Source organism: Actinosynnema sp. (genome assembly GCF_052038725.1).
In genome coordinates this window covers 1-4,068 of the sequence record NZ_JBQGCX010000860.1, presented here as the reverse complement: position 1 = coordinate 4,068, position 4,068 = coordinate 1, and the positions used below count along the sequence as shown (strand labels likewise).

At 74.6% G+C, this 4,068-nt stretch carries 5 protein-coding genes; 3 read left to right on the top strand and 2 right to left on the bottom strand.

The genetic code is table 11. From position 1 onward, the window contains the following. Positions 1-1,512, bottom strand: a 1,512-nt coding sequence (locus tag ACTUAL_RS17620; RefSeq protein WP_440901040.1) for a prolyl oligopeptidase family serine peptidase, incomplete at its 3' end; no start/stop codon positions are given. A gap of 153 nt (positions 1,513-1,665) precedes the next feature. Between ACTUAL_RS17620 and ACTUAL_RS17615 the strand changes: the two genes are divergently transcribed. Then, positions 1,666-2,328 carry an HNH endonuclease gene (locus ACTUAL_RS17615; protein WP_373565522.1) on the top strand — a complete coding sequence of 221 codons (663 nt, stop codon included), beginning with the start codon at positions 1,666-1,668 and terminating at the stop codon, positions 2,326-2,328. 19 nt (positions 2,329-2,347) lie between these two features. Here ACTUAL_RS17615 and ACTUAL_RS17610 read toward each other — a convergent pair whose 3' ends face one another. Continuing rightward, positions 2,348-2,845, bottom strand: coding sequence for a DUF2345 domain-containing protein (locus tag ACTUAL_RS17610; protein WP_440901039.1), 498 nt, complete (start codon positions 2,843-2,845; stop codon positions 2,348-2,350). A 409-nt stretch (positions 2,846-3,254) separates the two neighbouring features. Here ACTUAL_RS17610 and ctaJ point away from each other — a divergent pair, with 409 nt between their 5' ends. Then, positions 3,255-3,491 carry an aa3-type cytochrome oxidase subunit CtaJ gene (gene ctaJ, locus ACTUAL_RS17605; protein WP_096491818.1) on the top strand — a complete coding sequence of 79 codons (237 nt, stop codon included), beginning with the start codon at positions 3,255-3,257 and terminating at the stop codon, positions 3,489-3,491. Beyond that, positions 3,478-3,960: a DUF5130 family protein gene (locus tag ACTUAL_RS17600; RefSeq protein ID WP_440901038.1), complete on the top strand. Its 483-nt coding sequence runs from the start codon at positions 3,478-3,480 to the stop codon at positions 3,958-3,960. Before ctaJ ends, ACTUAL_RS17600 begins: the two co-directional genes overlap by 14 nt. The last annotated feature ends 108 nt before the right edge of the window (positions 3,961-4,068 follow it).

Sequence of the window (4,068 nt, the reverse complement as noted above, 5' to 3'; positions counted from 1 at the left end):
CCCCGCCGCGCCCCCCCCCCGGGGGGTCGCGGCGGCGCCGGGCCCCCGGCCGCCGGCGCCGCCGCCGGCGCGGGTGCCCCGGGCGGGCCTCGGCCGGTCGGGCGCGGCCGAGCCCGAGACCAGGAACATCCGCACGGTCGTGCCGTCCGGGGAGGTGAACTCGACCTGCCGGGTGGTCACGTCCGGCAGCCGCACCGATCCGGGGTTGGGGGTGTCCAGGACGGTCTCGCCGGTGGAGATCGAGAAGCGGTGCACGGACACCGGCGTGGCGAAGTCGGTCCAGCCGAACCACAGCCGGTCGTCGTCCGGGTCGGTGAGCGCGTCGGTGGTGGACCAGCCGTGCACCGAGCCCGTGCCCGGCGTCGGGATCTCGCGCACGTGCGCCCCGGACGCGTCGTGCAGGTGCAGCTCGGACACCGCGTGCCGGGTGCGCAGCAGCACCAGCGAGCCCGCCAGCAGGCCCGCGCCCTCCAGCACCGAGTCCTGCTGCTCGGGCACCAGCTCGGTCCAGTCCTCGGGCGCGCCGGGGTCGGCCGGGTCGGTGACGCACAGCCGGAACCTCGGGGCGCCCAGGCTCGTGGTCAGGTACAGCCTGCCGTCGCGGGCCACCGACGCGCCGGTCCGCGCGCCCGCGTCGGCGGTGATCACCGGGCGCAGGCCGCCGCCGGACGGCGCGCCGGACGCGGCGCCGTCACCCCCGGCCAGGTCCGCGATCCACACCGAGTTGTGCTGCACCGTGCCCGCCGCGCCGCTGACCACCAGCCAGCGGCCGTCCGCCGACACCGACAGGCCGTAGTAGTAGGTGTGGTCCAGCTCGTCGCCGTGCACGTTCGCGTCGGTCGACGGGTCGGCGCCCACCCGGTGCCGCCACACCCTGCGGTGGAACAGCCGCTCGTCCTCCGGCACCAGCTCGGGGGCGAGCTGCCGCACGTAGAAGAACTCCTCGCCGCCGGGCAGCCAGCCCACGGGGGAGTAGCGGCAGCGGTCGATCGGGCCCTCGACCAGCTCGCCGGTGTCCACGTCCAGCACGTGCAGCAGCGAGTGCTCGTCGCCGCCCACCGACACCTGGTAGGCCAGCCGGGTCCCCTCGCGGGAGGGCGACCAGCTGTCCAGGGTCGTCGCGCCGGTCGGGTCCAGCGCCACCGGGTCGAGCAGCACCCGCTCGGAGCCGTCCGGCTCGCGCACGCGCAGCACGGCGTGGTCCTGGTCGGGGTCGCGGCGGGTGAAGAACGCGCGGCCCGCCCGCCACGTCGGCGCGCCGACCGACCCGGTGCGGCTCAGCTCGGTCAGCCGCGCGGCCAGCGCCTCGCGGCCGGGCAGCGCGCCCAGCCAGGACGCCGTCAGCCCGTCCTGCGCGGCGGACCAGCGCTCGGTCTCGGGGTCGGTCGGGTCCTCCAGCCAGCGGTACGGGTCGGCGACCCGGTGCCCGTGCAGGTCCTCGACGAGGTCCAGCCGGGTGGCCGGTGGGTACGCGGTCGTCGCGGGCAGCGTCGCGGCACTGTGCTCGGTCACCCCGCCGAGCGTAGCCCCGCCGTTGAAAACGATCGCCGTTAGGCGGCGGCGCGTCGGCGATTCGGCCTTGGGTGGACGACAGGTCGCATATCACAGGTGATTTTTGGGGGTGAAGTGTGGTCTGCTAGGCGCAGAACCGGTGGAGGTGGTCGCGTGCCAGACCGACAACCCACCCCGATCGGCGCCCTGGTGAACGCCGGGATCGCGCCGCCGGCCCCGTCCGGCCAAAAACAGCCAGGTGTGCACGCTGTGGTCGACGGGGAGGGGACGGGTTCGGCGGTCAAGCCGATCTTGTTCCCCTGGGGTAGACGCAAGGTGCTGCTGCTCAACACGACCTTCGAGCCCCTGACCGCGCTGCCGCTGCGCCGCGCCGTCGTGCTCGTGGTCTGCGGCAAGGCCGAGGTGGTGCACGGGGACCCGGACGGGACCGTGCTGCACTCCTCGACGGCCGAGGTGCTCGTGCCCTCGGTGATCAGGCTGAGCAACCACGTCCGGGTGCCCTACCGCGGGCGCGTGCCGCTGACCAGGGCGGGGCTGATGCACCGCGACCGGTACCGGTGCGCCTACTGCGGCGGTCGGGCCGAGACGATCGACCACGTCGTGCCGAGGAGCCGGGGCGGCCCCCACACGTGGACCAACTGCGTGGCGTGCTGCGCCAAGTGCAACCACCGCAAGGCCGACAAGCTGCTGTCGGAGCTGGGGTGGCGGTTGCGCGTGGTGCCCGCCGCGCCGAGGGGGCCGCACTGGCGGCTGCTGGCCGGGGTGACCGACGCCGATCCCCAGTGGCTCCCCTACCTGGGGGAGCCCGCGGCCTAGGGCCTGCCGGGGACCCCCGTCACGCGGCGAGCGCGGTGATGCGCACGCTGTCGTCCTGCCGCGCCGTGGTGCGGGCGCTGTCGTCCTCGCGCGCGGTGATCCGGACGCTGTCGTCGTGCGCGGTGATGCGCACGGAGTCGTCGGCGGTGATGCGGACCGAGTCGTCGGCCGCCGTGATGCGCACGCTCTCGTCGTGCCGTGCCGTGATGCGCACGGAGTCGTCCGCCGCCGTGATGCGGACCGAGTCGTCCTGCCCGGCGGTGATGCGGACGCTGCCGTCCTGCCGCGCGGTGATCCGCACGCTGTCGTCACGCCCCGTGATCCGCACGCTCCCGCTCGCCGTGATCCGCACGCTCTCGTCCGCACTGGTGCGGAGACCGCCCCGAGCACCCCCGAGGCCCCTGGTGGCGACCGCGGCGCGTGCGCTGTCCAGGCAGGTGATCCGGACGGAGTCGGCGGCCGTGATGCGGACGGAGTCGTCGACCGCGTCGCGGGCGGGTTCGGCGGACTCCGCCACCCGCCGAGTGGCGGTAACGGATTGCGTCCAGTGGGTGTCCGGCAAAAGGGTGATAACTGCAGCCTGGGCGGACTCCGAGGTGTACATGCCGTGCCTTCCCTGGCTCAACGTGTGGGATTTGCCAACCTGGCGCAGAACCGCAAGGTCCGTACAGGTGAAAAGTTAGAAGGCTTGGCCGGGAAGGACAAGACGCCAAACCGGCACCCGTCCGCACCCGTCCGGCGGCAGGCCGTCCGGCCGTGCGGACTGCTGCTCCCGGCCGGGCGCGCTGCGCCGAACGGCTGACGGGGCTCGCGGGGGGCGGTGCGCGCGTTCACACTCGCGCCACCCCCGGTGGCGCCCGCTGACCAGCGAAGGGGCGCTCGCCCCCGATCGGACGGCGCGCGGCTGATCGGTTACGGTAGCGGCCGTGACCATCGTGGAGACCGTTCTCGTCTTCGCGCTGATCCCGCTGGCCATCTTCGGCGTGATCGCGCTACTGACGCTGAGGCGGAAGACGACCCGCGTCCAGCGCTACCGGCCGGGCCAGGAGTGGACCCACCCGCCGGTCTGGTGGAGCGCGAACGCGGGGCAGCGGGCGACCAGCGCCGGGACCGCTCCGGCGGCAGGCGGCACGGCAAGGGGAGGCGCTCGTGGGAGCTGGTGAGGTGGCCCGCCCCGTCGTCGACCCGGCGGACCTGAAGCCCGGTGAGGCGATCACCGGCAGCGGCCGGATCTCCGCCGCGCGGATGCACGAGTCCGAGGGCCCGAGCCTGCCGTTCACGCCGGTGCAGCTCGCCGCCATGGACGACGCCCTGACCCTGGCCAGCCGCACCACCGGCCTGGACTTCAGCGTCTACCTCGGCGAGCTGGGCGGCAAGGAGAGCCGGGTGAAGGCCGAGCAGCTGCACGCCGCGACCCCGAGGCCCGCGCACGCTGTGCTGGTCGCGGTGTCGCCAGGCGAGCGCGTGGTCGAGGTCGTCACCGGCGAGGAGGCGCACCGCAGGCTCGCCGACCGGGGCGCGAAGCTCGCGGTCATGAGCATGATCGCCTCCTTCAAGGAGGGCGACCTGTCCGGCGGCATCGTCGGCGGCCTGCGGATGCTGGCCGACCAGGCCGGCCGGCCGCGCCCGTAGCGGGACCCCGAAGACCCGAGAGCCCCGGTGGACACCGTCCACCGGGGCTCTCGCGCGACCACACCCGGTCCGCGGAGCGGAGCGGTGTCTGCGCACGGGGCGCGTTCC